This is a genomic window from Phocaeicola sartorii JCM 17136 = DSM 21941, from assembly GCF_054653615.1.
The window spans coordinates 3,471,224-3,497,535 of record NZ_BAAIFW010000005.1 but is presented as its reverse complement, the minus strand read 5'-3'; the positions used below and the strand labels follow the sequence as shown (position 1 = coordinate 3,497,535).

Genomic DNA, 26,312 nt, shown 5'->3' with positions numbered 1-26,312 from the left:
CAAATGCCTATGCGTTACCCTTTAGATGAGAGTACTCCTAATGGAGTTAAGACCGTAATCTAATCTGCGTGTCAATGAAGTATAAATCTCCGTCTATGCCATAAAGCACATTATTGGGAACTGCATCAAACACTTCATAATCCGAATTGTGGTATTCGTCGTAATAGTCCATTTCAAAGCCTAATGCTTGCATATAAGCGGCTATCTCGTCTTCCGTAGCTTCTCGTTCAGCTAATATATAAGGTTGTACGAGAACTGCGCAAAATTCTTGCTGACTGTTATAAGCGAAGCCTATCATTTGATAAGGCACATTGCCAAAGAACTTGTTATGTGCAGCAATGCGGATGAAGAAGTTCTCTAAATCATCCCCTGCGTACTCAAAGTTGTTTAGCTTGACAACAGACACATTACCATCATGGAACACTTCATTCTCACCACCTCTATCCATATAAGTAATGTTGAGGTGTGATAAGTCAATCCATAGACCATTGTCATTGGCAAACTTTATCAGTTCTTCTGTTTGCCTTCTCTTATAGCCTTTTGTTGATTCAGTTTCTCCTGCTGCTTCCTTACTTCTTCTGGCGATGCAGGTCGCTTGCTCCATGAGGCTATTGATTGACGAGTGCGTTCTATCCATTCTTTGTGAAATTCGTTGATGTATTCCATAATTTGTTTGATTATGAGTTTAAGGCAAAGGTAATCATTCTTCTTTTAATAGCAATGCTTTTGTTATATTCTTGCGAATGTTCTCCCAAGTGGACTGCCATTTACCTATAAGGTTGGCTTGTTCAATGATTGTCTGTTCATCTTCATCATCACTACAAGCTGTAAAGTTTACAGCCAACATGACCATTAATAAGGTCGTTCCAATTAATCTTAAAGTTCTCATTATTGTTAAATTAATTATGGTTTACGATTGTAAATTACTATATCACTATGTCCATTGTTGTTAAGATATAGTTCGTCTTCAGTAATCTTAACGACAGTGTAAATAGTATTCTCTTCTCCCCAATCAGTTGTATAGTAAATAACGAACATATATCTGTTAGGAAAGTACTCAAATCTACCGCTTAGAGTTTCATTCTCACTTATCTCAGCATAGGTCTTATCCTTGTTAAAGGTAAGTGTTTCACCCTCTGCTTCACCTGTTCCTTGCCAAGTTCCAAGTAATAACTCTAAAGTGTTGTCAGGCTCTTGTTGAACCACTTCGTTAGTAATTTCATCCCCACAGGAACTAACTTCCATGCCTAATGCAACCAATAATGAGGTTGCTAATAATCTAAATGTTTTCATTATCAATTAAAATTTAATCTTGACGTTATATGTTCCGTCAACTTTTAACTCACTCCTTTTAATTTCTGCTTTAATAGTCAGCATATTAGCTCTATTTTAATTAGTCAACAATTAGTCAACATCTGCTTAAAATAGGAGTAAATTAACCAAGAGCAACAGAGTTATATCTGGAGGGGTTGCAAACAAAAAAGGCTCTATTCTATTAAGAATGAGCCTCTTGTTTGTGGACCAGCCTGGGCTTGAACCAGGGACCTCCAGATTATGAGTCTGTTGCTATAACCAACTGAGCTACCTCGTTATCAACACGTTAATTATCTCAGTATAAGTTCTGAGGTCAACAATAGGTCAACACTGAACTTACTATGCAAATTTACTAAAAATCTTATTCACAATGAAACATTCTCCATTGTGATTTGCTTTGGATAAGAATAATCACTAATTTTGTGTTATTCTAAAACAGGGAGTTATGTCAAGAGATGTGGTGAAACAAGAACTATTGGCGAAACTGAAGCAAGAACACTGCTTTTGGTCGTACAATGAAAACTCAATCAAGGATATTCCAGATGATATGCTGATTGAGAAAACCTTGTTACATCTTGACTTGGAAGAAATAAACCAACTGTTTCTAATTTATCCTTTCAAGAAAATCAAGCAGGTGTGGCTGGATTATCTTGTTCCCCAAGCGGAATATCTCTACACGTTGAATCGTTTTTTTGCATGGTATTATTTTAAGGCAAAGAAACCAGATGCTTATATAAAGTCTATGGCTACTCGCCACCTTAATAAAATGTTTGTATGAAAGGTTTAGCTCCACACACGCTGCAAGTTTTTGAAGCCGTTTCTAAGTTGGACTGCATCAAACCCTATCTCTTGGTAGGTGGCACAGCTTTGTCATTGCAAATGGGAACTCGACAAAGTGAGGACTTGGACTTTATGAAATGGCGTACCTCTAAAACAGAGAAAATGGAAGTGGCATGGTATCAGATAGAGAAAGAGCTCGCTGCAATAGGTGATATTCAGCATAAGGACATTTTAGATATAGACCATGTGGAATATTTAGTGTCTGGAGTAAAGTTCTCTTTTTATGCCTGTCCTAAATATTCTCCTGTCAGTATGCCTGTGGAATATCTGAATAATCTCAGATTGGCAGATGTAAAGTCTATTGGAGCTATGAAGATGGAGGTGATGCTACGCAGGAGTAACTTTCGCGATTATTATGATATTTATTCCATCTTAAAGTCTGGTGTACCTATCTGCGATTTGGTATCTTTAGCCCTAACCTACTCTGGACATAAATTGAAATCCAAGAATCTGTTGGCTATGCTCACCAACGGCTCTCGTTTTACAAGAGATTCCCATTTTGAGCAACTTGCACCGATTTATGCTGTAACTGCTCAAGAAATAGAAGATTATATAAAGTTTTGTTTATTATAAACTGCTGCAACATTTTAGTGAATGGGGGCTATATGAGAAGTATTCTTTAGAAATGTAGTAGCTAATAAAAGAAAACAGCATAAGAGTTCCCTCAAATGCTGCTCTGTTAGCTAAATATGAATAAGTTCTTTATTTCACTCTCTGATAAGAGTACTTTAGACCTGTGGGTGTAACTCCGTCTGCTTCCAATTCCTGCACTGATAAGGTCATGGAATTAAGTAACAAAATATCATTGATAATCCATTCTTTTTCATCGTTGTACATTTCATAGAGCTTGTTACCGTCTATCTTGTACTTGCCCACTTCTTTATAAGAGCTATCTTCTGTACTTGTGTATTCAAATGTACCGTCATTCTTATAAGTTACATGGGTAGCAACAGCATCACCGCTTGTCATCTTCCATTTACCTATGATAAGAAGAGAATTATAATCATCTTCTCCTTGTACTGCTCCATTCTCAATATTGACATTTAATGTGACCTCTTTCTTTGTGCCATCATAATATGTAATATTTGCTTTGTATTTCCATGTGTCAGAAGATTTGTCCGTAATGGAATAAGACAATTTTGCTTTAGCTTCATAATCAAAAGGCAAGTTGATATATCTTTGTTCTCCCCACATATTTTGAGCTGTCCTATAATTAATTCGTGCAACTCTTAATTGGTAAGAGCCATGAAAATTATCTATATCTAATCCTGTTCCTACGGCTTCTTCTGCTGACACTTGTTCAAATCGGTATTGAAATGAACCATAACCGTTAGTAGCAATTCTCCTCTCGTACATATTTATATTATCATCATCATATTTCCCATATTTGATAGTATAAACAGTATCACCTGCAAGTGTGTAACAACAATCATGTATGAAGCTGTATTCATTATTGTACCAATTAGGAATGAATGTGTTAATGTGCCAAGCTCCCACAGGCATAATATCACTCATTTTAGAATTTCCTCCATTTACGAATAGTATTCTTGTGAATGAAGATGTTCCTCCAAAGAAATCAAGCAATGTTACAAAGTCCTTATTGGATTTCAGATGATATTTTCCATTAGATAATCCAATAGATTTAACTCTGACCTCTTCATATTCTCCATAGCCCTTATATATTTGATAGATGGTATCAATCTTTACATTATCCACCCACTCAAAGACCTTAGTCTTAGTTGCATATTGGAATAGATTTATCATTAGATACCCTTTAGATGTAATTCCTGTAAATTCGATAGTATCACCTTTGTCTTCGAATCGTTTACAGGTCATATTCTCGTAATCATCAATGTACTGTGAGTATTTTTTTTCTAAATCAGAACCATTGGGGTCAAAGTTAATAACTGGTTCTCTCTCTAATTCATCATCGCCACAAGAACTAAATCCTGTGCATACGGCAACTAATAATGACGCTGCCAATAATCTAAATATTTTCATTATCGAGTTTAATCTACGCTCACCTGTTCCCTACGGTAAGCCATAAATAAAAGAGGTGTGGGAACATACTGCCTTATCTCGTGGTGGGCTTCTCGCATTGCCTCGGTACGGATAAAGCAATAGCCCACACCATAAGACGATATATCTCAGCCCAAGACAGGGTAAGTATATAGCTATGATGTGGTGCTACTGCTATCATCTTCGTACCGTTAAATTTTGCGAGAATTTACCACGGAAGATAATTTCAATAACACCTTTCGTTAAATATGCCCTTCCAACTCCCTATCTCATTAGTTCATTGGAATTGGTGCAAAGATAATGAAAGGTTTTAAATCACTAAGCATGGAGTGAGGAGAAATAGTAAATCTCCTGCTCTCAAACATAGTCTGAATAAGATATTTAATCAGAGTTGCATCTGAACTCTGTAAATCCATGTGGGTATCAAATTCACTTCTCCCCATATAAAGACCAAATTCTGAATATTCTTACCCACCTTGAATTATCATCTTCAAGTCTGCATTTTGGTGGATATTCAAGAAGTGCTACCTGCGACATGATTAATAAGAGTTGAGATAATCCTAAAGTCTGTAAATTAATGAAATTGAATTACTTCTATAAGACTGAAATGCCAAACTGCCAAGATTGGACTTTAGATATATCTAAGCTCAAAATTTTATGGATTTGGGACAGAACCATTCAGACCACTATAAAGATGTATCTTAATAATCCTGTCCCAATAATCAGAAGCTCAAACAGTCATAAGTCTGTAAGATTTCTTCCTGCCTTAATCCCAAGTATCTTTTAGTAATGGCAATAGAACTATGGTTGAACAGTTCCATGAGCTTTACTAATGCCAACTCTGCGTTATCGCTGTTCATGTTATAGACCTGTCTACCCAAAGTCTTTTTAAGAGAATGATAGCTAAAGTTCTTAATCTTTAGCCTGTACTTCTTCTTCACCTCTTTAAGAAGGATATTGATTCTCTGAACTGTGAAGATAGTGCCTTTCTGACTTACTAAGATGAGGTTCATCGCATCAGACCATATAAGATAGTCTGCCATTGTGCTTGAATATTTGAGTGACATAATGTTCTGTTTTATAATGAAACGAATAGAAGTGAATGTTAATTCTGAGTTGGATTTACTAACTCATTGATTACTAAAGAAACATTCACTAATTATCAAAGTGAATATGATAAGGAACCCAACCTAGAAATTGAGTGCCCTCTACCTTATTATAGTTCTCCTTCATCAGCGAAGCTGTAATATCCTGCATCTGTAAGTATGAGGTGGTCTAAAACTGTAATTCTCATAAGTCTTGCAGCATCCTTTACCTATTTAGTAATTTCCATATCCTGCCTGCTTGGGTTCATGTTACCGCTTGGGTGATTATGAGCAAGGATAAGAGCTACTGAATTGGTAAGCAATGCAGCTTGTAGAATTACTCTGACATCAGCACAAGTTTCAGTAATTCCACCCTCTGATATGAGAGTATAGCCTAAAACTTGGTTGGATTGGTTTAGAGACAAGACTTTGAAATATTCTTTGTAACAGATTGTATCCTCCTTATAGGTAGGAAGCAAGTATTTATAATCATCCTCTGAACTGGCGACCTTATGCAGATTCTTGAATTTGGGTTTGTTGGATAGTTCCACTTCACCCACAGTATAATCTATATTCATATTGTTGCTAATTGTTAGAGTGTCTAAACAGAAAAAGGACACCTAATTTAATAGATGCCCTTTCAATTAATAGTATGTATGAGTTAGTTTACTTCTTAGAGTAATGGTGCTTCATGGAGAATATATGCACTTCTATCTTATCATCGTTTACAGAGTAAACAAGACGATGTTCTGCGGTGATTCTCCTTGACCATTTACCAGTCAATTCATATTTTAGTGGTTCTGGCTTCCCAATTCCAGTATAAGGATGTTCTGCAATATCGTTCAGTAAAGCTGTAATCTTATTCAGAATGATCTTATTGCCACTCTGTGAGAAGAATAGATATTCCTTCCGTGCTTGGTCAGATAATATTATTCTGTACATGATGCTCGCTTTAAAAAGTCTTCTATGCTTTCTCCATCTTTCTGTGCTATATAATTGCCATTCTTTATATCTTCCTCACCTTGACGTATAGCTTCCATTGTTGCAGGTGAGGACATTATATATTCAGTCTCTTTCAATGAATTGTATTCATCAAGGGAAATCATCACTACTCCTTTACCATTACCACGATTGACGATTACAGTATCGTAATCATCAATTACTGAATCAATATAATCTTTAAGATTTGCTCTTAAATCTGTGTAATTGGCTGTTCTCATAAATCCTTCTTTTTATAATGCAAATATATGTACTTATTTGCGTACTCGCAAATATAATTAGTTAATTATTAACTATGAAGAAAGGGAACTAACTTAATGATGTCCCTTCCTCTCTCAATCAACAATCCATGTGCACCATTGTACAATGTTTTTCCATTTTAAATGGAATATTATATGAAGTATATTACATTGTATTATAGTTGATTATGCTGATTCTTGCAGCCGTTTTTAAAGAATGGCAAATTCGGCTGCAAATCGGCTGCAAAAGTAACTTGTTTATGGCTTGAATTGAGGGGTAATTAAAAAAGGAATGGTATGAGGTGCTTTAACCTGTTATTTAAGCCAAGTTCACCATAAAATAAAAACTCCTGCAATCACAAGGATTACAGGAGTTTATCTATATGTAATTGTCTAAATTACTTAGCCAGAGCCTGAGCTACGTCAACCGCACAAGCCACTGTACATCCTACCATCGGGTTGTTACCGATACCCAGGAATCCCATCATTTCTACGTGAGCAGGAACTGATGAAGAACCAGCGAACTGAGCGTCTGAGTGCATACGACCCATAGTATCGGTCATACCGTATGAAGCAGGACCTGCAGCCATGTTATCCGGGTGAAGAGTACGGCCTGTACCACCACCTGATGCTACTGAGAAATAAGGCTTACCAGCAAGAACACGTTCTTTCTTGTAGGTACCAGCAACCGGATGTTGGAAACGAGTCGGGTTAGTAGAGTTACCTGTGATAGATACGTCTACACCTTCTTTCCACATGATAGCCACACCTTCGCGAACGTCGTCAGCTCCGTAGCATTTCACTTTTGCACGAGGACCGTCAGAATAAGCGATTTCACGAACTACTTTCAGTTCACCTGTGAAATAGTCGAACTCAGTCTGAACGTATGTAAATCCGTTGATACGAGAGATGATCTGTGCAGCGTCTTTGCCCAAACCGTTCAAGATACAACGCAGAGGTTCTTTACGTACTTTGTCTGCTTTAGCAGCGATTTTGATAGCACCTTCGGCAGCAGCGAATGATTCGTGACCTGCCAGGAATGCAAAACATTTAGTTTCTTCGCGAAGCAACATAGCAGCCAGGTTACCATGACCGATACCTACCTTGCGGTCGTCGGCTACAGAACCCGGAATACAGAATGCCTGCAGACCGATACCGATAGCTTCGGCAGCTTCAGCAGCGTTTTTGCAACCTTTCTTCAATGCGATGGCAGAACCTACCACGTAAGCCCACTTGGCATTTTCGAAACAGATAGGCTGAGTTTCTTCACAAGTCTTATAAGGATCCAGTCCGGCAGCTTCGCAGATTGCGTTAGCTTCTTCGATGTCTTTGATGCCGTTAGCGTTCAGAGCAGCGATGATCTGTTTGATACGACGGTCTTGGCTTTCGAATTTTACTTCTCTAATCATATTCTTTCCTCCTTATAATTATTCGTGACGTGGATCAATTTTCTTAACAGCTCCCTGTTCTTCAGTTACACGTCCGTAAGTACCTGTAACTTTCTTCAATGCTTCGTTAGCATCAGTACCCTTCTTGATTTCGTCCATGAACTTACCCATGTGAACGAATTCGTAACCGCAGATTTCGTCGTTCTTGTCCAGGAAAACGTTCTTGATGTAACCTTCAGCCATTTCAAGATAACGGGGGCCTTTGGCCAAAGTACCATACAAAGTACCTACCTGGCTACGAAGACCTTTACCCAAGTCTTCCAGACCGGCACCGATAATCAGACCGCCTTCTGAGAAAGCCGACTGAGTACGTCCGTAAACGATTTGAAGGAAAAGTTCGCGCATGGCTGTGTTGATAGCATCACAAACCAAGTCGGTATTCAATGCTTCCAATACAGTCTTGCCCGGAAGAATTTCGGCAGCCATGGCAGCTGAGTGAGTCATACCGGAACAACCGATAGTTTCTACCAATGCTTCCTGGATGATACCTTCTTTTACGTTAAGGGTTAGTTTACAAGCACCCTGCTGGGGAGCACACCAGCCAATACCGTGTGTCAAACCAGAGATGTCTTTAATTTCTTTTGATTTTACCCACTTTCCTTCTTCAGGAATAGGAGCCGGTCCGTGATTAGGACCTTTCTTCACAACACACATGTGTTCTACTTCGTGTGAATAAGTCATATTCTTTACGTTTTTTGGTAATAAAATAAATATTCGTAAACCACGTGAAAAGGTTAGTTATTCTTTTCGCCTACAAAGTTAGTCGTTTTATTCTTTTCTGCAACTCGTTGCCCGTCACTTTTTATCTTTAAATTAAATAAATTTATTGTAGGACAGCATTTTGCAAACTAGAGTTGCCAAAATGTTTTTTCTTTCCGATGAAAACTCTATCTTTGTACCTATATTATAAGGATAGGAATGGAAGCAAATAAAATAGCAATTACGGACGAAGCCCTGCGCCGGGGTGCGGAAGAGGGCATGGATGGTTTCTTGAAAGTGTTTATAGATAAATACTTGGAGGTGACAGGGGGAGTGATCAATGCGGAGACCATGCCTTTGCTCAATGGTTGCCAGCATTCATTGTTGGGGTATCATTTCTTGCGTGAGGAAATAAATGAAGGTGGTTTTGTGCAACTGATACAGAATGGATACGGGCCTTATATCTTTGATAATCCTTTTGCGAAAGCAATGCGGATGTTTGGAGCGAAAGAACTGGCCAGACTGATTTATAGCGCGAAGAAAATATATGATGAGAATCGTGCTGATTTGGAAAAGGACAGGGATGATGAGGAGTTTATGGCTATGTATGAGCAATACGAGGCTTTTGATGATCTGGAAGAGGAGTTTATGGATCTGGAAGAATTGATAACTGCCCAGATTGCGGAATATGTGGACGATCATATTGAGGAGTTTGCGGAGATTGTATAACAAGGATTCTTGTGTACGTTTGTCTGATATGAATTCATGGATTTTGATATAAAAAAAGTAAGTTAGCTTCCATGGCCAAGTAAGATATGTTCGTTGGCTGACGAACCTATGTTACTTGCTCAAGTAAGTTAACTTACTTTTTCTGTCTTGTTGTTCCGGTGCCATTTATTGTTTTTTGATAAACCAACCTTTGATATAGGCGGTTGCCAGCACGGCAAGACCTGCCGCCAGACAGATTCCTGCAAACATCAGTCCGTAACCGTTCAGGAAAGCTACCGGAGCGAAAGTTATCAGAGATATTTCTACCGGAGCGATGAACAAGTAAGCCAGTGCATAGCTGTCCAGGCAGCGGCTCTTCATCTTAGGATCCACAACGCGGAGCAGTGCGATGCCCATAGCCATAGTACCTGTAAACCATCCCCATGTGAAGATGGCTTTTTCGAACCAGCAGTCTTTCATTAATTTGCGTGACATGACGAGAACATAAATCAGGGTTACGATCAATCCCGAAACCAGCAGGATTAATAGGGGCGCGATGTATTCTACCACCACCGATATTTTTATGGAAGCAATGCCAAATGCTACCAGAAAATCGGTAAAAGCTCCGCTGATATGTCCTATGGTTTGCGGGCAGACATAATCACTGGTTTTTGTCCGGTCGAATATCTTTCTGATGAATATACCCACCACAAACGCGCAGCTGAATACCGGCAGTTCAAATCCCGGCATAAAGTGGGATACTGCTTTGCTGATGCAGTATCCGCCCAATGCTATCACCGCTACAATGATAAGATTGAAGGTCAGCGGGTCGATGGAGATGGAAGAGCAGGAACTTTCACCCATGCTTTCCCGTTTGTCGCCGGGCAACAGGCCGGTCTGTAACTCGTGAGGAAGGTCATCGTAATTGGCAAGGAAGGAGGTGTGCCCTTTCTTTGTCCCCCATTTTATAATGACCAGTCCGATAATGACTGCCGCTACGATACCGAAGGTGGCGGCAGTCATGGCTAGAGTCAGAATCTCGTCATATCCGAACTGGCTGAAAGCCTGTCCGATGGCTGCCGCTGTACCGTGCCCGCCGCAATAACCGCTTGGCATAGTGATGCCGAAGGCAGGATTCAAGGGCCATATTTGGTTCAGGACAAGCAATCCCAACAGTCCCCCGAAAGCCCATTGCAACAACATTCCTGCCTGTGAATATGCCCACATGCTGCCTATATTGGCACCATCTCCTTTGGCTGCCTTTTGTGAGGTGAGGGGGAGGGCGCCGAAAATGAAGGCTATCAATATGCCGGCATAAGTTCCTGTTTGGGTGGAGAGAGGAATGAGGCCGAATCCGTGAGGCCCCAAGGCCAGTCCCATAAACCCGGCCAAGAGGCTGGGTGGGATGAACAGTTTTTGGATGAATCTTATTTTTACTCTCATGAGTTTGCCGAGCAGCAGCAATACTGAGATGATGCCTGTGTCGACAAAGAGTGTCCAAGGGGTGAAATCGGTCATAAATCTAGGGCTTGTTTGGACGTATTCGTTGAAGAATACAGCGTTCATAAATAGTTTGTTTTACCGAACCGGTAGGAATGGAAATTTATCTCATCGGCAAAAACAATGTACAGGTATCATCTGCACTAAGTTTCCATTGAATGGATTGCAGTTGATAATTCTTGATGTCCAATTCATCATTGCTACAGCAAGAGTATGTAAACAATGCACATAGAACGATGAGCAATGTTTTATATGATTTTTTGAGTGTTAGCATAATATTCTAGGTTTTATGGTGATTGGGTTGTTTTGTTCCAAAGATAAGAATAAAGTGGCAATATGGCTAAACAGTTTGTCCTTTTATGTATTAATTTTTATTAATGGCCTAATGGCGGATAGATTACAAGTGAATTTTGGTGAAGAAAACAGTTAAAATAAAAGATAAGGTAAGTCTTGCCGGGAAATGAGATATGAATAAAAATAATGTTAAAAAGCAAGTGGTAATGCAGTATTTAAGCCAATTATTCATTTAATCATTAAAACAATAAAAAGAATCAAGTTTGTTTCTTGGAAACAGATTCTTTTATTTAATTTTGCAAACTCTAATAATTATAAAGAAGAAAATGAAAAAAATGAAGTTGGCAGCAATATTTGCTGGGTTAGTGTCGGTGTTTACTTTTAGTTCTTGTTTGAATGATGGTGATGGCGGTCCCAATTATGATCTTTATGAGATCGTTACAGTGGAAGAAGGCAGTATTTTCGGTGGAGCTGTTCTGAAAGGTGATGCATGGGGTTATACTTATACTCCGGTGTCCTCAAGTGTCTTGGCCGGTCTTAAAACATCAGATGGCAGTTATTACAAGCGTGCGCAGGTAGGAATCAAGTTGATGGAAGGAGAAGTGATCACAGAAGGAAAGAAGTCTTATAAAGTAAGTGAGGTTGGTGTAATGACTGTTTTGAATTATAAGGATTTTAATCTTCAGCCCGATACTTTGAAAAATGATTATGCATTAGTTTCATTGGAAGATGCTAATAATAAGATATGGGCCATAAATGGATATGTTAACGTACCGTTTACTTTCAAGACTAAAGAACAGTTGAGCATGAATGATTTTCATTTATATGCTGTAGGAGCTAAGGAGGATACATTGGTGACAAGACTTCGACAGACAAAAGGTTCTGATGATGCATATCAGACAGGAAGTGCTTTGATTAGTTTCCACATGCCTTTTAATAGAGGTGAGTTTTTTGAAATCTTAAATAATGTACAACCCAAAAATGATACTATCGTAGTTAAAGTAACAGCTAAGGGAGAGAACGATAAAGAACTTGTTTCTACAGTGAAATGTAGTTTCACAAATATGCAAGGATATTAAAAATATTTTATATATTATATAGTAAAATCCTCTTCGACAACAGTTGGAGAGGATTTTTTTGTAGCTTTTGAGCAGTTGGGCAAATCTTGATATTACTTTGGCTTTAAGTAAGAGTACTCTTATTTTTCAACCTCCCCGAGAGAAGTATGCGTTTTTTTATTCGTTTATTCCAGTGAATTAATTACCTTTGCATCTCATTGAAGTTGAACCGAGGTAAATAGATTAGGCATTGAACTACAAAGATTTATTTAAGCGAGTAATTGCGCTGATTTCATCTCCGGCAAAAGCGTGGGAGGAAATCAGCCGGGAAGAGGATAGGCGTAAAGTGTTGGGTGCATTTGTTTATCCTATGATAGGTTTGTGCGGTTTGTCCGTTTTTATAGGTACGTTTATTGGGAATACGGCGGGAGTCGCTGCTTTCCAAATAGCGATGACACGCTGTTGTGCCGTATTTGTATCCTTGTTCGGAGGATATTTTCTGGCGGCATACGCCATAGACCAATTAGGAAAGAAACTGTTGGGACGTGGAGACCAATATGAACTGAACCAGCAGTTTGTGGGTTATTCTATGGTGGTGACTTTTGTGCTCGATATGGTCAGCGGGCTATTCTCTATTTCCATCCTTCATTGGATATTGCAATTCTATACCGTATTTGTGGTGTTCGAGGGTGCGCGTACTCTGATGAAGGTGAATGAGACGAAACTGACACGATACACCTTGATTGCTTCGGTCATTATAATTGTTTGTCCGGCATTGATTGCCACTGTGTTTAATGAGTTATCTGTTATTTTGAATTAATGAAACCGACTCCTGTAAATATAAAGAATAAGCGTGCATCGTTCGATTATGAATTTATCGATACGTACACGGCAGGTATCGTGCTCACGGGTACTGAGATTAAATCCATCCGTTTGGGCAAAGCCAGTCTGGTAGATACCTATTGCTATTTTGTGCAAGGCGAGTTGTGGGTGAAGAATATGCACATAGCCGAATATTTTTACGGCTCATACAATAACCATTCTGCCCGTCGCGAACGTAAATTGTTGCTGAACAAGAAAGAACTGCGCAAATTGGAAGAAGCCGGAAAGAATCCCGGTTTTACGATTGTTCCTGTCCGTCTGTTTATTAATGAGAAAGGACTGGCGAAACTGGTAATCGCATTGGCTAAAGGTAAGAAACAATATGATAAGCGCGAGTCATTGAAAGAGAAGGACGACCGTCGCGAAATGGACCGTATGTTTAAAAGGTAAGTGAAATCCGTGCTGTTCGTACCTAAAAAATAGACTTATGGCTACATTAAAACAACTAATTGACGAGAGAGTTCTCATTCTTGATGGTGCAATGGGGACTATGATACAGAGGTATAATTTGTCTGAACAGGATTTCAGAGGGGGACGTTTTGCTGAGATGCCCGGACAGATGAAGGGCAATAATGACTTGCTTTGTCTTACCCGCCCTGATGTGATAAAGGATATCCACCGTAAATATCTGGAAGCAGGGGCTGATATCATTGAAACAAATACGTTCAATGCCCAACGGATTTCGATGGCGGATTATCACATGCAGGACTTGTGTCGTGAGATTAATCTGGCCGCTGCCAGATTTGCTCGCGAACTGGCTGATGAATATACCGCGAAGACCCCTCATAAACCTAGATTTGTAGCAGGTTCGGTAGGTCCTACCAACAAGACTTGTTCCATGAGTCCGGATGTCAATAATCCGGCCTTGCGTGCTTTGACATACGATGAACTGGCCGCTGCCTATCAGGAACAGATGGAAGCCTTGCTGGAAGGAGGAGTGGACGCACTTTTGATAGAAACTATTTTCGATTCCCTGAATGCCAAAGCGGCCGTTTATGCTGCGGAAACGGCAATGAAGAAAACAGGGCGTGAGGTTCCGCTTATGCTTTCTGTTACTGTTTCGGATATTGCCGGACGTACGCTTTCGGGGCAGACATTGGATGCTTTTCTGGCATCCGTACAGCATGCGCCTGTTTTTTCTATCGGCTTGAACTGCTCGTTCGGAGCGAAACAATTGAAACCTTTTCTGGAAGGGCTGGCCGCACGAGCACCTTATTATATAAGTGCCTATCCCAATGCCGGACTTCCCAACAGTTTGGGACAGTATGACCAGACTCCGGAGGAAATGGCTTCGGAGGTGAAGGAATATATCGATGAAGGATTGGTGAACATTATCGGTGGCTGTTGTGGTACAACGGAGGAATATATTGCCAAATATCAGGAATTGATCGTTTCCGGTTCTGCTTGGGTGCCTCCTCATATCCCTGTTGCCAGGCCCGAACGAATGTGGCTCAGTGGACTGGAACTTTTGGAACAGACTCCTGAAATCAATTTCATCAATGTGGGTGAACGTTGCAATGTGGCAGGTTCCCGTAAATTTCTCCGGCTGATCAATGAGAAGAAATACGAGGAGGCGTTGAGTATCGCCCGCAAGCAGGTGGAAGACGGGGCTTTGGTCATTGATGTGAATATGGATGACGGTTTGCTGGATGCCCGGGAGGAGATGACTACCTTCTTGAATCTGGTCATGGCTGAACCCGACATAGCCCGTGTGCCTGTCATGATCGACTCTTCCAAGTGGGAAGTCATTGAGGCCGGACTGAAATGCTTGCAAGGAAAGTCCATTGTCAATTCTATTTCTTTGAAAGAGGGAGAGGAGCTATTTATAGAACATGCCCGTTTGATAAAAAAACTGGGAGCTGCCGCTGTGGTGATGGCTTTCGATGAGAAAGGACAGGCGGATACTTTTGAACGTAAGATTGAAGTCTGTGCCCGTGCTTATCAAATATTGACAGAGCGGGTGGATTTTAATCCTCATGATATCATTTTCGACCCTAATGTGCTGGCAGTGGCTACGGGTATTGAAGAACATGATAATTATGCGGTGGATTTTATCAAGGCTACGGGATGGATCAAAAAGAATTTGCCCGGTGCACACGTCAGCGGTGGCGTGAGCAACCTGTCGTTCTCCTTCCGTGGAAATAACTATATCCGTGAGGCGATGCATGCCGTGTTTCTTTATCACGCTATCCGTCAAGGTATGGATATGGGGATTGTGAATCCGGCTGCTTCGGTGCTCTATACGGACATTCCTGCTGATGTGCTGGAACGGATAGAGGATGTGGTCTTGAACCGTAGGGCCGATGCTGCCGAACGTTTGATAGAAACTGCTGAGGCCTTGAAAAATACGTCAACCGGAACAGAAGCGGTGAGACTGGATGTATGGCGTGAGGAACCGATGGTAGAGAAACGCCTTCAATATGCTTTGATAAAAGGTATTGGTGATTATTTGGAAGAGGATTTGGCGGAAGCGGTTAAACTGTATCCTAAAGCGGTGGATATTATTGAAGGCCCGTTGATGGAAGGTATGAATAAAGTCGGAGAATTGTTTGGAGCAGGGAAAATGTTCTTGCCGCAAGTTGTGAAGACGGCCCGTACCATGAAAAAGGCTGTAGCTATTTTGCAGCCGCTTATTGAGGCCGACAAACAGGAAGGTGTCCGCAGTGCAGGAAAAGTATTGATGGCTACCGTAAAAGGGGATGTGCATGATATTGGGAAGAATATCGTATCAGTGGTCATGGCTTGTAATAACTACGAGATTATAGATCTGGGCGTGATGGTTCCAGCTGAAACGATTGTCCGGAAGGCTATAGAGGAAAAGGTGGATCTGATAGGATTAAGCGGGCTGATTACTCCGTCATTGGAAGAGATGGCGCATGTGGCTGTAGAGTTGAAGCGTGCGGGATTGGATATTCCTATTATGATTGGAGGGGCCACTACTTCCAAACTGCATACTGCCTTGAAAATAGCGCCTGTTTATGGAGGTCCGGTCATTCACATGAAAGATGCTTCACAGAACGCCTTGGCAGCCGCCCGTTTGCTGAATCCGGAATCTTCTGCTGAGTTCGTGGAGAGGCTGAACAAGGAATATGAGGAACTTCGTCAGAAGAATAGTACCAAACAGGTGAAAACAGTATCTTTAGAGGAAGCGCAAAAGAAGAAATTGAACCTTTGGTCATAACGTTACGACTTTTTTCTTATCTGTTCATTTTATCAAAAAGCTGTTTGCTGTGTAAAAAAAGTATCACCCCTAAAATGAAGTGACCGCCAAACGGTCTGTCCTTTTAGTGGTGATACTTTTTTAATGTTATGGATATATTTCCGGGCTTGTTATAATTTGCTGAGAAATTCATCCGCCTTCTCCAGACTTTCCGTTTTGCCGATATCAAGCAATTGCAAGTCATCTTCTACATAGCACTGGATGTTGACTTTGTGACATACGGAGAGATAGAAATCGATAATGGAATATTTGCCTTTTGGAAGGATATGCAAAATTTTAGGAGTGGTCACTTGTATCCCGCTATAGGCGTATTCCTGATATTTTCCTTCTTCATACCGGAGTCCTGCCGGTTTGGTCTCCATGGTATCTTTATTGATCCAGCCACGTAACAGATTGTTGTCATCAAATAGCAGGTAACGGGAAGTCTTGCGCTGGCTGACTAAAAGGGTGGCACTGATGTCAGGACTATTCTGATGATAATACATAAGACTTTCCAAATCGCAATTGGAAAGGATATCTACGTTGTGTAGTAAGTAGCATTCTTTCCGCATAACTCCTAAGGTCTTTTCGATTATCTCTTCCTCATCCATTCCTTTACTCAGATTCTCGAATATCAGTTCGTACGGAGTTTCGCCTTTTTGGGTGAACATATTCTCGGGATGGTATAATAAGTGGGATGCCTTTTCCAAACCGCCACCGGTATCAAGCAGGCAGTCTGTCTCGTCTGAGATTTCTATGTTGACTCCGAAATTCTGGTTGGCTTCCAGAAAAGCGAGAATCTGGTTGGCAAAGTGGTGTGTGTTAATTACTATATCATTAAAACCCGCAGCTTTCAGTTTCGAGATAATGTGTTCTAACATTGTTTTTCCTCCTACTGTGACTAAAGCTTTGGGACGGGTGTCTGTTATAGGTTTAAGTCGGCTGCCTAGTCCGGCTGCAAAAATCATTGCTCTCATAATGTTCTTTCAAATGTTTGTTCTATATTCTGTTCACGGTGTATCAGTTCTACCTTTACACCGAATTTCTTATGGAGGTGTTCCGCCATGTGTTGTGCCGAATAGACCGAACGGTGTTGTCCGCCGGTGCAGCCGAAGCATACGGACAGATTGCTGAATCCACGTTCCATGTATCTTTTTACCGAAGCATCCACTAAAGAATAGGCGGCGTTCAGGAAGGGAAAAATTTCACCGTCCTCTTCTAGAAAACGAATGACCGGCTCATCCAGTCCTGTGAAAGGTTTATAACGTTCATATTTCCCGGGATTGTTCACGGCACGGCAATCGAACACATAACCTCCACCGTTGCCGGTCGGGTCGTTTGGAATACCTTTTTTATAGGCGAAACTCATGACTTTCACCGTGAGTTGCCGTTTCTTCAAATCATCCTTGAACTGCTTCAGCTCGGTCAGTTCTCTCAGCACGGAGCACAGATAGGGGTATTCGGGATATTCGTTGCGGAGCAACTGCCGCAGGTTTTCAATGGCGTAAGGTACGCTTTGGATAAAATGTGGCTTCTTTTCAAAATAACCGCGGAAACCGTAGGCTCCCAATACCTGCAAGGTGCGGAAGAGTACGAAGTGACGCAGCTGGCTGAAGAAATAATTGCGGTCTACAGGTTTGTATTTACAGAGGGCGTCTATATATTCTTCCAGGAGCTCATTGCGCAGGGTTTCGGGGAATTTGGCTTTTGCCTGCCACAGAAAAGAGGCTACATCATAGAAGAATGGTCCTTTGCGACCTCCTTGAAAATCAATGAACCAAGGCTCGCCGTTTTTCACCATCACGTTGCGGCTTTGGAAATCCCGATACATGAAGGTGGCGGATGAACTGCGCAGCAATACGTCACTCATTTTCTGAAAATCATCTTCCAGCTTGTCTTCCTGGAATTCTAGCCCGGTAGCTTTTAGAAAACAGTATTTAAAATAGTTCAGATCCCACAGGATGGAACGCTGGTTGAATTCAGCTTGCGGATAGCAGCGTGAAAAATCAAATCCGTCTGCTCCGGCAAATTGGATGGAAGGCAGCAGGCGGATGGTTTTGCGCAGTAATTCTTTTTCTTCTTCCGAGAAGACGCTGGTTGCCCGTCCTTTTTCAATGGCGTTGAATAGCAGGATATCTCCTAAATCTTCTTGCAGATAACAATTTTTGTCTTCAGAACAGATGTACACTTCAGGCACAGGAAGACCTTTTTTGCGAAAGTGGGCCGCCATATAAAGAAAAGCTTCATTTTCTTCTTTGGAGGTGCCGTGTACGCCAATCAAGTTTTTTACTCCGGTCAGCCGGAAATAACGTCTGTTGGAACCGGATGAGGGTAGTTCTACAATTTCTTCGGGTATCTCTCCGAGGTAGGTTTGATATAGTTTCTGTAAATCTTCTGTAATCATAATCATATTTTGGAACAAAGATAAATATTATTCTCCCTTTCTCGGCTGATTTACAAAGAAAGTTAATATTTTAGTCCCAAATTATGGAAAAGTATCAATAGCCGCTTTTAATAGGGAAGGCGGCTTCATCGCTTGTCGAAGCCGCCTTCGTGAAGAAGTTAATCCCCTTTAAATTTCACCTGTCTTATAAAATATCTTTCGGACAGTCCTGGAAAATAGTGTTGCCCAAGTTTTTTGAAGGGCTGTTCATGATAAAGTGTTTACCATTTATTATAATGGATATTTTCAACATTGAATTTATCTTTGGCTTCTTCCTTATGTTGTGGATAGCCCACCGGAATCAGGTTGAACGGAATGATATAATCGGGCAAAGACAGTACGGCTCTTACTTTTGCGATGCGGTCACTTTCCGGATAAACAGCTGTCCATACGGCCCCCAACCCCATTGACTCTGCCGCCAGTAACAAATTTTCGGATGCGGCGGAGCAATCCAGCATCCAGTATCGGTCTGTTTCTCCGTTCAGAGCTTTGCTTAAATCACCACAAACCACGATGGCTAGTGGAGCCTGTGCCGCCATCTTGGCATAAGGCAGTTCGGTGGCCAGTTTATCCAATACTTTACGGTCATCCACTATCACGAAGGCCCAAGGTTGCTTGTTTACCGCGGTCGGTGCGGCCATGGCGGCTTTTACCAATAAATCCACCTTTCCTTTTTCTACCGGTCTAGGTGTATAGGCACGGACACTTTTCCGGGAAAGTATATTTTCTATAGCTGTGGTTTTTCCTGTCTCTTCCTTTTTCGTTTCCATATTGTTACAACCTCCTATAATTAGTAATGCTGCTGAAAAAGTAACAGTTGTCAGAACTTTAAAGATTGTTGCCACATTCATTTTTATGATTGGTTAATAATTGAGATGAAATTCTACCACAGCTTCAATTCCTTTACGGAATATATCCAGAGAGAAGTTTTCATTGGGCGAATGGATGGCGTCACTTTCCAGACCGAAGCCCATGAGAACGGTTTTTATACCGAGTATCTGTTCAAAATCACTGATGATAGGAATGCTTCCTCCACGGCGTACGGCAAGTGGTTTCTTTCCGAATGCTTTAGCAAAGCCTTTTTCGGCAGCCTGGTAGGCGGGCAGGGTGATGGGGCATACATATCCTTCCCCCCCGTGCATCGAGGTTACTTTTACTTGTACATATTCCGGAGCAACAGACTGGATATAGTCCGCAAACAATTGGGAAATTACGGCATGATTCTGATGCGGAACCAGCCGGCACGATACCTTGGCGTATGCTTTTGAGGGCAATACGGTTTTTGAACCTTCGCCTGTATATCCGCCCCAGATGCCGCAAATGTCAAAAGAGGGACGGCAGCTGTTACGTTCTAAAGTGGAATATCCTTTTTCGCCTTTCAGTGCTTTTACACCGATGGCTTCCATGTATTTCTTCTCGTCGAAAGGAATTTGTGCAATCATCTCACGTTCGGCAGCCGGTACTTCCTCTACATCGTCATAGAAATGGGGGATGGCGATGCGTCCGTCTTCGCCAATGACTTGGGCGAGCATACCGCACAAGGTGTTGATAGGATTAGCTACCGCTCCACCGAAGTGCCCGGAATGGAGGTCACGGTTCGGACCGGTCACTTCTATTTCCCAATATGCCAGACCTCGTAAACCTGTTGTCAGAGAGGGAAGGTCCGAACCTAGCATGCTGGTATCCGAAACAAGGATTACATCGGCTTTCAGCAGTTCCTTATGTTCCTTGATGAAGGCATTCAGACTGGGAGAGCCTATTTCTTCCTCCCCTTCGAAAATGAATTTCACATTGTGTCTCAGCAGTCCGTTCTTTACTACATATTCGAATGCTTTGACTTGGATCATGGCTTGGCCTTTATCATCGTCAGCGCCACGTGCCCAAATGTGCCCGTCGCGAATTTCAGGTTCAAAAGGTTGGCTTTTCCAAAGGTCCAACGGCTCGGCAGGCATTACGTCATAATGGGCATAAATCAAGAGGGTAGGGGCATCATCGCTTACATGCTTTTGTGCGAAAACCAATGGATTGCCTTGTGAGGGCATTACCATGGCTTCGTCTGCTCCGGCTGCCAATAAAAGTTCTTTCCAACGCAAGGCGCAGGCCAGCATGTCGTCTTTATGTTCGGGTAAAGCACTGATACTGGGAATACGGATGAGGCTGAAAAGCTCTTCCATGAAGCGTGCTTCATTTTCTTTGATATATTGTCTTATTTCCATAATTGAATGATTCTTATAGTTGTGTAGTTCTGTCTATCAGATAATAATCCAGAATGGTCATGGCAGCCATGGCTTCTACAATGGGGACGGCACGTGGCAGCACGCAGGCGTCATGACGTCCTTTGGCTTTCATGGTCGTATCTGTGCCATTGATATTTACGGTATGTTGCTCCATCAGGATGGTGGCGACTGGCTTGAATGCCACGCGGAAGTAAATGTCTTGTCCGTTGCTGATACCTCCTTGTATTCCTCCGGAGTAATTGCTCTTTGTTTCTATCCGTCCGTTGTTATTATAGAATACGTCATTCTGTTCGCTGCCTTTTAGTTCCATGGAGTCGAAACCTTGTCCGTAAGAGAAACCTTTTACAGCGTTGATACTTAGCATGGCATTGCCCAGTGCGGCATGTAACTTCCCGAATACCGGTTGGCCTAGTCCGATGGGGCATCCTTTGATGACACAGCTCACTACACCACCTATTGTGTCACCTTCTCCTTTGATTTTCCAGATAAGTTCTTCCATTTCCTTTGCTTTCTCCGGATCGGGACAACGCACGTCGTTTGTTTCTATCAAGTCGAGGTTATAACTCTTGTAATCTTTATCTAGTTTGACAGGTCCTACCTGTGAGGTATAGGCGGTGACACTGATTCCTAATTGTTTCAAGGCTAGTTTGGCTAAAGCTCCTGCCACTACACGCGAGATCGTTTCCCGTGCTGAAGAGCGTCCTCCGCCACGATAGTCACGGATTCCGTATTTTTGCATGTAGGTATAATCTGCATGCGAGGGGCGGAAAAGGTTCTTGATATTTTCGTAGTCGTTTGAATGTTGGTTCTTGTTCCATACCACAAATCCGATGGGGCAGCCGGTGGACTTGCCTTCGAATACTCCTGAAAGGAATTCCACAGCATCGGGTTCCTTGCGGCTGGTGGTGAGTAATGACTGTCCGGGACGGCGGCGGTTCAGTTCCTGCTGAACGAAATCCATATCAATCTTAATGCCGGCAGGGAAACCGTCAATGACGCCACCTACACCTGGTCCGTGGGATTCGCCGAAACTGGTTAACCGGAAAATATTACCAAATGAATTGAACATATTGCTTGTAGTTTTAAAAGTTTCTTTCCGTAAAGATAATAATTTTAGGGATAATATACTTGATTGTTACTGAAAAATTAGCAGAATGGATAAAAATAGGGTACGGATTGTATGAATTTTACGGTTTTTCTTATTCCAAACTGTAAAATTCATACAATCCGTACCCGGAAACTGTTTCTGAAGGATGGAAACAGGTATCTTTTAAGAGTTAGAATTCTACCTTAGGTGCTTTATCGGCTCCTTCCTCAGATTCAAAATATGGGCGTTTGTCAAATCCGAACAGGCCGGCAAGCAAGTTACGGGGGAAAGTGCGGATGGCTGTGTTGTATGCGCGTGCTGTGTCATTGAACCTTTTGCGTTCCACACTGATCCGGTTTTCAGTACCTTCTAGTTGTGCTTGCAACTCTTTGAAGTTCTCGTTGGCTTTTAAGTCGGGATAGGCTTCGGTGATAGCGAGCAGGCGGCTCAATGCGCTACCTACTTCGCCTTGTGCCTTTTGATAGGCTTGCATTTTTTCGGGGGTCAGATCATCGGCGCTGATCTGCATTTGGGTGGCTTTGCTACGGGCATCCACTACGGCTTGAAAAGTTTCTTTTTCGTGTGAGGCGTATCCTTTTACTGTATTTACCAGGTTGGGAATCAAATCGGAACGGCGTTGGTACTGATTTTCTACATTGCTCCATGCTGTGCTGACAGATTCGTCCATTTTTACCATGCCATTATAAGAGGTTACTCCCCAAATGGCAATTAATACAATGACTGCTATTACAATAATTGTTGACTTTTTCATACGTGTTTACTATTTTAAATAATGAATACTCTTGTTCTCAGAAACGGCTTCCGGCTCCTCCGCCTCCAAAACTTCCACCTCCAAAACTTCCACCTCCGAAGCTTCCTCCGCTGAATCCTCCACCGCTTCCACCATGGCCGCCAAAGAATCCGCCTCCCATTCCACCTATGAACGGACCTCCACCGCGGGGACCTTTGTAATTTTCATCCCTGGACTGTTCCTTGCGTCTGAGAATGTGTCCGCAATTCCTGCATTGATAGACCACTTCTTCAGTCTTTGTTCCGTTGCTCCGGTCTATGACTCTGGAAGAGAGACGTTGTAGTTTATGTTTTTTACAATTTGGACAGCGTGTCTTACGCCAGCTTACATACAAGCCCAGACCAATAAATCCTCCGAAAATCACAAAGAAAATGATGATGAATCCCAGTGAATCATCTTCGCTTTCATCATTGTCTGTATTTTCCATGGAACCATCCAGATAACCGTTTACGGCTTGTACGCCTGCCACCATGCCGGCATCCCAATTGTTGTCCTTGAAATAGGGCAGCATATAGCGGTTCTGGATTCGTTTGCAGATGGCATCCGGCAATATGCCTTCAAGACCGTATCCGGTGGCGAATTGCACGCACCGCTCGTCGGTGGAGAGTAAGATGACCAGTCCGTTATCACGCTCTTTTTGTCCTACCCCTATTTCCTGTCCCAAGCGGTGGGCGAAATCAAAACAATCGCCTCCCTCTATGCCTGTTACTACCACTATCAATGTTTGTATGCCTGTCTTTTGTTCTAAAGCGTAGAGGATACTGTCCATGGTGGTGACGGCGGCTGGCGAAAGGATATCGTCGGGATTGCTGACATAGCGGGTGCGGTTTTGCAAATGCACCATCGGTATGTCTTTTATGGCATATTCTTTGGCTTGCAGGTGGGCGGAGCCAAGGAGTATGAAGAAGGTTAGTAAGAATGTTAATTTTCTCATCGGATGTATGGGTCTACAAATGCTTTTACTTTTTGGGTATATTCTTCGGTGTTGAACAGATAGGAGTGCGCATGGTCTGCTTCCGGAACCACCCATAATTCTTTGGGCTGAGGTTTTGCCTCGTACAATTGGTACACCATCCATGTGGGTACGTAGTCGTCTTTGTCACCATGGATGAAGAACATGGGCAGATGGCATCGGGCTACCTGCTTCAGTGCGGATGCTTCTTTGAATCCCCATCCATATTCCAACCGGCATAGCCAGTCGGCGGTGTACATCAACGGGAATTGGGGCAAGCCGAACTGTTCTTTCAGTTCTTTGGAAAATTGGTCCCATACGTTGGTATATCCGCAGTCCTCGACAAAACATTTCACATAGTCGGGCTGCGGTTCGCCCGAAACCATCATAGTGGTGGCTGCACCCATAGAGATGCCATGTACTGCCATGCGGGTGCTGTCACCATAAATCCGATGGGCAACTTCCATCCATTGCATCACGTCTTTGCGGTCTGCCCATCCCATTTGTATGGCATTTCCACCGCTCAGGCCGGTGTTGCGCAAATCAGGCAGGAGGATATTGAAATCCAGTTTCTTATTGTATAGATATCCTATCATCATCATGCGGATGGCATTGTCTGTATATCCGTGTACAATGACTGCCGTTCTGGCTGTCGGATGGCTGGACGCCACATAGTAGGCATGCAGTTTTACGTGGTCGGGAGAATAGATAAAGGTATCTTTCAGTGCTTGGGCCTGTTTCAAGCTATCCACCCACGGCTTCAGGCAGGGGTAGGTCTTGAACATATATTGCCAGGAACTTTCCAGATCCTTTCCTCTGTTTTCAGGACGCAAGGAATAGTCCAGCATATATTGACTGGCTCCAAGCAGGGCGATAATAAGCAGAACGAATATGCAACTCGTCCCTATAATCAGTTTTTTTCTTTTCATACTTTATCTATTTGTTCCATATATCCCATGCACCAAAGGCTTGCAATAAGAGCATTTCCAAACCGTTTTTGGTGATAGCTCCTTTGTCCGCCCCCTTTTTCATAAAAAGGGTAGTGTCTGGATTATATAACAAATCATAAAGCAAATGGTTGGGTGTGAGATCTTGGTATGGAATATCGGGATATTCGTCAGCGCGTGGATACATACCTACGGGAGTACAGTTGACAATCACTTTGTACTCATCCATGATATCGGGAGTGAGCTGATCGTAAGTCAGCATTCCTTCACGCTGGTTTCGTGATACGAATTTGTATTCCAGACCTAATTTTTTCAGTCCGTAGGCAACCGCTTTCGAGGCTCCTCCTGTTCCTAGAATCAGAGCTTTTTTGTGCTGGGGTTCCAGCAAAGGTTCAATAGATTGAGTAAAACCGATCACGTCGGAATTATAGCCAATCAATTTGGTCTTGCCTTTTTGGCGGACAATTTTGATTACATTGACGGCTCCGATGGCTGCCGCGTCTTTATCCAGTTCGTCCAAATAAGAGATAACTTGTTCTTTATAAGGTATAGTGACATTGAGTCCTGCCAAATCAGGATTGGCCAATAACACAGAAGGCAGTTCCTTGATGGATGGAATTTCGAAGTTCGCATATTCAGCGTCAATGCTTTCCGAATGAAACTTTTCATTGAAAAAGTTCTTTGAGAACGAGTGTCCCAACGGATAACCTATCAAACCATATTTTTTCATAAACTCTATACTTTAAATCATTTCGTTGCTAAATAAAGCGTACAGATACCTAGTGTCAGCCGTTTGAAACTCACCTGGCTGAATCCGGCTTTACGGATGATGCCCGTCATCACTTCACCCTGTGGAAAGGCTTTGATGGACTGAGGCAGGTAAGTGTAGGCGCTACGGTCTTTAGAGAGTAGTTTGCCCAAAGTGGGAATGACTATCTTGGAATAGACAGCATATAGCTGTTTCATGGGAAACCAGCCGGGTTCGGAGAGCTCCAGAATGACTAGTTTTCCGTTGTCTTTCAGTACGCGGTGCATTTCGCGGAGTCCTTTGTCAAGATCCTCAAAATTGCGTACACCGAATGCTACGGTGATAGCGTCAAAGCGTTTGTCGGGGAAGGTGAGGGCTGTACAGTCTTCTTTGGCGAAGGAGATGTGGCCGTCCAGTCCGGCGGCTTTTACTTTTTCGCGTCCCACATTCATCATGCCTTCGGATATATCGGTGCCTATCAGCTCTTGGGGGTGAAGTATCTGGCAGGCCTGAATGGCAAAATCGCCCGTTCCGGTAGCTACATCCATGATGTGTTGCGGATGAAAAGGTTTCAGCCAGTTGATGGCTTTGCGGCGCCAGCTTTTGTCAATGTTCCATGAAAGGGCATGATTCAGCTGGTCGTAAGCAGGGGCGATGTTGTCGAACATTTTCTCTACTTGGACGCTTTTCTTTTCGTCAGCGTTGTAAGGCTTGATTTTTTCTTGTGGGTAGTTCATGTTTGATTAAAATTGAAAATTAAAGATTAAAAGGAGAGGCTTGGGGATTTTGAATTCTCATACCAG

26 protein-coding genes, 1 tRNA gene and 2 pseudogenes are annotated in these 26,312 nt (G+C 42.2%); 7 read left to right on the top strand and 22 right to left on the bottom strand.

Features of this window, described 5'->3' with window-relative positions:
- Positions 1 to 46 precede the first annotated feature (46 nt).
- The 4 genes and pseudogenes from ACYQ0C_RS14965 to ACYQ0C_RS14950 all read right to left on the bottom strand — a co-directional run bounded on the left by ACYQ0C_RS14965 (position 47) and on the right by ACYQ0C_RS14950 (position 1,586).
- Positions 47 to 637: a putative polyvalent protein kinase domain-containing protein gene (locus tag ACYQ0C_RS14965; protein WP_016275788.1), complete on the bottom strand. Its 591-nt coding sequence runs from the start codon at positions 635 to 637 to the stop codon at positions 47 to 49.
- A gap of 99 nt (positions 638 to 736) precedes the next feature.
- Positions 737 to 889: pseudogene (locus tag ACYQ0C_RS14960) on the bottom strand (lipocalin family protein); the annotation flags it as partial.
- 14 nt (positions 890 to 903) lie between these two features.
- Positions 904 to 1,293 carry a hypothetical protein gene (locus ACYQ0C_RS14955; protein ID WP_016275790.1) on the bottom strand — a complete coding sequence of 130 codons (390 nt, stop codon included), beginning with the start codon at positions 1,291 to 1,293 and terminating at the stop codon, positions 904 to 906.
- 224 nt (positions 1,294 to 1,517) lie between these two features.
- Positions 1,518 to 1,586: transfer RNA gene (locus tag ACYQ0C_RS14950), tRNA-Met, on the bottom strand.
- 173 nt (positions 1,587 to 1,759) lie between these two features.
- Between ACYQ0C_RS14950 and ACYQ0C_RS14945 the strand changes: the two genes are divergently transcribed.
- Positions 1,760 to 2,092 (top strand): hypothetical protein, encoded by a 333-nt coding sequence (locus ACYQ0C_RS14945; RefSeq protein WP_016275791.1) that lies wholly within the window; start codon positions 1,760 to 1,762, stop codon positions 2,090 to 2,092.
- Entirely contained in the window at positions 2,089 to 2,727 is a 639-nt protein-coding gene (locus tag ACYQ0C_RS14940; RefSeq protein WP_016275792.1) for a nucleotidyl transferase AbiEii/AbiGii toxin family protein, read from the top strand. Before ACYQ0C_RS14945 ends, ACYQ0C_RS14940 begins: the two co-directional genes overlap by 4 nt.
- A gap of 129 nt (positions 2,728 to 2,856) precedes the next feature.
- Here the strand turns inward: ACYQ0C_RS14940 and ACYQ0C_RS14935 are convergent, their stop codons facing one another.
- From ACYQ0C_RS14935 to ACYQ0C_RS14905, 7 genes and pseudogenes are all read right to left on the bottom strand, one after another.
- Positions 2,857 to 4,155, bottom strand: coding sequence for a hypothetical protein (locus ACYQ0C_RS14935; RefSeq protein ID WP_016275793.1), 1,299 nt, complete (start codon positions 4,153 to 4,155; stop codon positions 2,857 to 2,859).
- Between the two features lie 740 nt (positions 4,156 to 4,895).
- Entirely contained in the window at positions 4,896 to 5,240 is a 345-nt protein-coding gene (locus ACYQ0C_RS14930) for a site-specific integrase (protein ID WP_016275795.1), read from the bottom strand.
- 149 nt (positions 5,241 to 5,389) lie between these two features.
- Positions 5,390 to 5,836: pseudogene (locus tag ACYQ0C_RS14925) on the bottom strand (JAB domain-containing protein).
- 88 nt (positions 5,837 to 5,924) lie between these two features.
- The gene (locus tag ACYQ0C_RS14920; protein ID WP_016275797.1) at positions 5,925 to 6,200 is read right to left on the bottom strand and encodes a Txe/YoeB family addiction module toxin; all 276 of its coding nucleotides are present in this window, start codon (positions 6,198 to 6,200) and stop codon (positions 5,925 to 5,927) included.
- Entirely contained in the window at positions 6,188 to 6,478 is a 291-nt protein-coding gene (locus ACYQ0C_RS14915; RefSeq protein WP_016275798.1) for a type II toxin-antitoxin system Phd/YefM family antitoxin, read from the bottom strand. The genes ACYQ0C_RS14920 and ACYQ0C_RS14915 overlap by 13 nt, the downstream gene beginning before the upstream one ends.
- Before the next feature lie 416 nt (positions 6,479 to 6,894).
- A complete protein-coding gene (locus tag ACYQ0C_RS14910; protein WP_016275799.1) occupies positions 6,895 to 7,905 on the bottom strand; it encodes a GGGtGRT protein in 1,011 nt (336 codons plus the stop codon).
- Positions 7,906 to 7,923: 18 nt separating this feature from the next.
- On the bottom strand, positions 7,924 to 8,625 hold the full coding sequence (locus ACYQ0C_RS14905) for an iron-sulfur cluster assembly scaffold protein (RefSeq protein WP_005847450.1): 702 nt from the start codon (positions 8,623 to 8,625) through the stop codon (positions 7,924 to 7,926).
- A gap of 237 nt (positions 8,626 to 8,862) precedes the next feature.
- Between ACYQ0C_RS14905 and ACYQ0C_RS14900 the strand changes: the two genes are divergently transcribed.
- A complete protein-coding gene (locus ACYQ0C_RS14900; RefSeq protein WP_016275800.1) occupies positions 8,863 to 9,372 on the top strand; it encodes a DMP19 family protein in 510 nt (169 codons plus the stop codon).
- 165 nt (positions 9,373 to 9,537) lie between these two features.
- Here the strand turns inward: ACYQ0C_RS14900 and ACYQ0C_RS14895 are convergent, their stop codons facing one another.
- Complete coding sequence (locus ACYQ0C_RS14895; RefSeq protein WP_016275801.1) at positions 9,538 to 10,917, bottom strand: sodium/glutamate symporter; 1,380 nt, start codon at positions 10,915 to 10,917, stop codon at positions 9,538 to 9,540.
- Positions 10,918 to 11,471: 554 nt separating this feature from the next.
- On the opposite strand from ACYQ0C_RS14895, the gene ACYQ0C_RS14890 reads away from it, so the two are divergent.
- The 4 genes from ACYQ0C_RS14890 to metH all read left to right on the top strand — a co-directional run bounded on the left by ACYQ0C_RS14890 (position 11,472) and on the right by metH (position 16,266).
- Positions 11,472 to 12,224, top strand: a complete 753-nt coding sequence (locus ACYQ0C_RS14890) for a hypothetical protein (protein WP_016275804.1) — start codon at positions 11,472 to 11,474, stop codon at positions 12,222 to 12,224.
- Positions 12,225 to 12,453: 229 nt separating this feature from the next.
- A complete protein-coding gene (locus tag ACYQ0C_RS14885; RefSeq protein WP_016275805.1) occupies positions 12,454 to 13,023 on the top strand; it encodes a Yip1 family protein in 570 nt (189 codons plus the stop codon).
- Positions 13,023 to 13,475, top strand: a complete 453-nt coding sequence (smpB, locus tag ACYQ0C_RS14880) for an SsrA-binding protein (protein ID WP_016275806.1) — start codon at positions 13,023 to 13,025, stop codon at positions 13,473 to 13,475. The genes ACYQ0C_RS14885 and smpB overlap by 1 nt, the downstream gene beginning before the upstream one ends.
- A 37-nt stretch (positions 13,476 to 13,512) precedes the next feature.
- On the top strand, positions 13,513 to 16,266 hold the full coding sequence (gene metH / locus ACYQ0C_RS14875; protein ID WP_016275807.1) for a methionine synthase: 2,754 nt from the start codon (positions 13,513 to 13,515) through the stop codon (positions 16,264 to 16,266).
- A 149-nt stretch (positions 16,267 to 16,415) separates the two neighbouring features.
- Here the strand turns inward: metH and ACYQ0C_RS14870 are convergent, their stop codons facing one another.
- The 10 genes from ACYQ0C_RS14870 to ubiE all read right to left on the bottom strand — a co-directional run bounded on the left by ACYQ0C_RS14870 (position 16,416) and on the right by ubiE (position 26,246).
- Positions 16,416 to 17,261: a sugar phosphate nucleotidyltransferase gene (locus tag ACYQ0C_RS14870; RefSeq protein WP_016275808.1), complete on the bottom strand. Its 846-nt coding sequence runs from the start codon at positions 17,259 to 17,261 to the stop codon at positions 16,416 to 16,418.
- Positions 17,258 to 18,688, bottom strand: a complete 1,431-nt coding sequence (locus tag ACYQ0C_RS14865; protein WP_016275809.1) for a RapZ C-terminal domain-containing protein — start codon at positions 18,686 to 18,688, stop codon at positions 17,258 to 17,260. Before ACYQ0C_RS14865 ends, ACYQ0C_RS14870 begins: the two co-directional genes overlap by 4 nt.
- A 260-nt stretch (positions 18,689 to 18,948) precedes the next feature.
- The gene (locus ACYQ0C_RS14860) at positions 18,949 to 19,578 is read right to left on the bottom strand and encodes a nitroreductase family protein (RefSeq protein WP_016275810.1); all 630 of its coding nucleotides are present in this window, start codon (positions 19,576 to 19,578) and stop codon (positions 18,949 to 18,951) included.
- A gap of 12 nt (positions 19,579 to 19,590) precedes the next feature.
- Positions 19,591 to 20,943, bottom strand: coding sequence for a dipeptidase (locus ACYQ0C_RS14855; RefSeq protein ID WP_016275811.1), 1,353 nt, complete (start codon positions 20,941 to 20,943; stop codon positions 19,591 to 19,593).
- A gap of 13 nt (positions 20,944 to 20,956) precedes the next feature.
- Positions 20,957 to 22,033, bottom strand: a complete 1,077-nt coding sequence (aroC, locus tag ACYQ0C_RS14850) for a chorismate synthase (RefSeq protein WP_016275812.1) — start codon at positions 22,031 to 22,033, stop codon at positions 20,957 to 20,959.
- Between the two features lie 208 nt (positions 22,034 to 22,241).
- Positions 22,242 to 22,823, bottom strand: coding sequence for a LemA family protein (locus tag ACYQ0C_RS14845; protein WP_025018551.1), 582 nt, complete (start codon positions 22,821 to 22,823; stop codon positions 22,242 to 22,244).
- A gap of 37 nt (positions 22,824 to 22,860) precedes the next feature.
- Positions 22,861 to 23,796, bottom strand: coding sequence for a TPM domain-containing protein (locus ACYQ0C_RS14840; protein WP_016275814.1), 936 nt, complete (start codon positions 23,794 to 23,796; stop codon positions 22,861 to 22,863).
- Entirely contained in the window at positions 23,793 to 24,743 is a 951-nt protein-coding gene (locus ACYQ0C_RS14835) for an alpha/beta hydrolase (protein WP_016275815.1), read from the bottom strand. Before ACYQ0C_RS14835 ends, ACYQ0C_RS14840 begins: the two co-directional genes overlap by 4 nt.
- A gap of 7 nt (positions 24,744 to 24,750) precedes the next feature.
- The gene (locus ACYQ0C_RS14830; protein WP_016275816.1) at positions 24,751 to 25,491 is read right to left on the bottom strand and encodes a shikimate dehydrogenase family protein; all 741 of its coding nucleotides are present in this window, start codon (positions 25,489 to 25,491) and stop codon (positions 24,751 to 24,753) included.
- 17 nt (positions 25,492 to 25,508) lie between these two features.
- Entirely contained in the window at positions 25,509 to 26,246 is a 738-nt protein-coding gene (gene ubiE / locus ACYQ0C_RS14825; protein WP_016275817.1) for a bifunctional demethylmenaquinone methyltransferase/2-methoxy-6-polyprenyl-1,4-benzoquinol methylase UbiE, read from the bottom strand.
- Positions 26,247 to 26,312: the final 66 nt, after the last annotated feature.

Coding starts and splice junctions, on each gene's coding strand:
- ACYQ0C_RS14930 (WP_016275795.1), bottom strand. CDS start 5,240: ATGTCACTCAAATATTCAAGCACAATGGCAGACTATCTTATATGGTCT.
- metH (WP_016275807.1), top strand. CDS start 13,513: ATGGCTACATTAAAACAACTAATTGACGAGAGAGTTCTCATTCTTGAT.
- ACYQ0C_RS14905 (WP_005847450.1), bottom strand. CDS start 8,625: ATGACTTATTCACACGAAGTAGAACACATGTGTGTTGTGAAGAAAGGT.
- ACYQ0C_RS14965 (WP_016275788.1), bottom strand. CDS start 637: ATGGATAGAACGCACTCGTCAATCAATAGCCTCATGGAGCAAGCGACC.
- ACYQ0C_RS14865 (WP_016275809.1), bottom strand. CDS start 18,688: ATGATTACAGAAGATTTACAGAAACTATATCAAACCTACCTCGGAGAG.
- ACYQ0C_RS14910 (WP_016275799.1), bottom strand. CDS start 7,905: ATGATTAGAGAAGTAAAATTCGAAAGCCAAGACCGTCGTATCAAACAG.
- ACYQ0C_RS14855 (WP_016275811.1), bottom strand. CDS start 20,943: ATGGAAATAAGACAATATATCAAAGAAAATGAAGCACGCTTCATGGAA.
- ubiE (WP_016275817.1), bottom strand. CDS start 26,246: ATGAACTACCCACAAGAAAAAATCAAGCCTTACAACGCTGACGAAAAG.
- ACYQ0C_RS14935 (WP_016275793.1), bottom strand. CDS start 4,155: ATGAAAATATTTAGATTATTGGCAGCGTCATTATTAGTTGCCGTATGC.
- ACYQ0C_RS14920 (WP_016275797.1), bottom strand. CDS start 6,200: ATGTACAGAATAATATTATCTGACCAAGCACGGAAGGAATATCTATTC.
- ACYQ0C_RS14945 (WP_016275791.1), top strand. CDS start 1,760: ATGTCAAGAGATGTGGTGAAACAAGAACTATTGGCGAAACTGAAGCAA.
- ACYQ0C_RS14940 (WP_016275792.1), top strand. CDS start 2,089: ATGAAAGGTTTAGCTCCACACACGCTGCAAGTTTTTGAAGCCGTTTCT.
- ACYQ0C_RS14890 (WP_016275804.1), top strand. CDS start 11,472: ATGAAAAAAATGAAGTTGGCAGCAATATTTGCTGGGTTAGTGTCGGTG.
- smpB (WP_016275806.1), top strand. CDS start 13,023: ATGAAACCGACTCCTGTAAATATAAAGAATAAGCGTGCATCGTTCGAT.
- ACYQ0C_RS14955 (WP_016275790.1), bottom strand. CDS start 1,293: ATGAAAACATTTAGATTATTAGCAACCTCATTATTGGTTGCATTAGGC.
- ACYQ0C_RS14895 (WP_016275801.1), bottom strand. CDS start 10,917: ATGAACGCTGTATTCTTCAACGAATACGTCCAAACAAGCCCTAGATTT.
- ACYQ0C_RS14830 (WP_016275816.1), bottom strand. CDS start 25,491: ATGAAAAAATATGGTTTGATAGGTTATCCGTTGGGACACTCGTTCTCA.
- ACYQ0C_RS14840 (WP_016275814.1), bottom strand. CDS start 23,796: ATGAGAAAATTAACATTCTTACTAACCTTCTTCATACTCCTTGGCTCC.
- ACYQ0C_RS14860 (WP_016275810.1), bottom strand. CDS start 19,578: ATGAATGTGGCAACAATCTTTAAAGTTCTGACAACTGTTACTTTTTCA.
- aroC (WP_016275812.1), bottom strand. CDS start 22,033: ATGTTCAATTCATTTGGTAATATTTTCCGGTTAACCAGTTTCGGCGAA.
- ACYQ0C_RS14845 (WP_025018551.1), bottom strand. CDS start 22,823: ATGAAAAAGTCAACAATTATTGTAATAGCAGTCATTGTATTAATTGCC.
- ACYQ0C_RS14870 (WP_016275808.1), bottom strand. CDS start 17,261: ATGAGAGCAATGATTTTTGCAGCCGGACTAGGCAGCCGACTTAAACCT.
- ACYQ0C_RS14900 (WP_016275800.1), top strand. CDS start 8,863: ATGGAAGCAAATAAAATAGCAATTACGGACGAAGCCCTGCGCCGGGGT.
- ACYQ0C_RS14835 (WP_016275815.1), bottom strand. CDS start 24,743: ATGAAAAGAAAAAAACTGATTATAGGGACGAGTTGCATATTCGTTCTG.
- ACYQ0C_RS14915 (WP_016275798.1), bottom strand. CDS start 6,478: ATGAGAACAGCCAATTACACAGATTTAAGAGCAAATCTTAAAGATTAT.